Raw genomic sequence first — 647 nt, 5'->3', positions numbered from 1 at the left:
ACTATTTCTAATACTTTTTCCTTCTGGCCTTTTTCTTTTAGTAATAATTCTTTTATAGAAGAGGACAGCTCGGTCCTTATTTTTTCATTTTTAATCATTCTCAAATTTATTTTTACATTCAATATAGCGCTCTCCAGTGCTGCATCTGCCATTAAAGCTGCAATTCCGGCATCACTTACCGCATTAATATTTCCTTTTTCAGCAACTTCCTTAGAAAGACTCAAGATTTCCAGACATTTATAAGCTGCTCTGAGGGGAACTTTGGCTGCTTCGATTAAAGACTCCTGTATCTTTTCTGACCTGATCTTTTTTTCTGTTTCAGTTTCCTGGGGCATTTTATAAGTAGCCATAAAATTATTAAAAGCTTTAACATCTTCTTCTATCAATTGGCTTAATTCATAACGCAGTTTTTCCGAAGAACTTATAATTTTTTTAAAATCTTCTTCCACATCTTCATATTTTTTTTTGCCAACGGTTAAATTACCTACCATAGAAATTAAAGCTGCTCCCAGTGCACCAGTTAATGCTGCCACGCTTCCACCACCAGGAGTTGGTGAATTAGAAGCTAATTCGTCTAAAAAATTACTAACTTTTTTATCGATTAACATTATATTTTCCCCCCTTAATTTATTAGTATATAGTATATT

Annotated in this window: 1 protein-coding gene; it reads right to left on the bottom strand. The window is 33.1% G+C overall.

The window, feature by feature from the left end:
• Positions 1 to 608, bottom strand: a 608-nt coding sequence (locus tag COZ07_RS01550; RefSeq protein WP_406606840.1) for a cyclodeaminase/cyclohydrolase family protein, incomplete at its 3' end; no start/stop codon positions are given.
• Positions 609 to 647 lie beyond the last annotated feature (39 nt).

Source organism: Candidatus Infernicultor aquiphilus (assembly GCF_002784285.1).
GTDB lineage: Bacteria > Atribacterota > Phoenicimicrobiia > Phoenicimicrobiales > Phoenicimicrobiaceae > Infernicultor > Infernicultor aquiphilus.
This window is presented reverse-complemented; position numbering and strand designations above follow the sequence as displayed.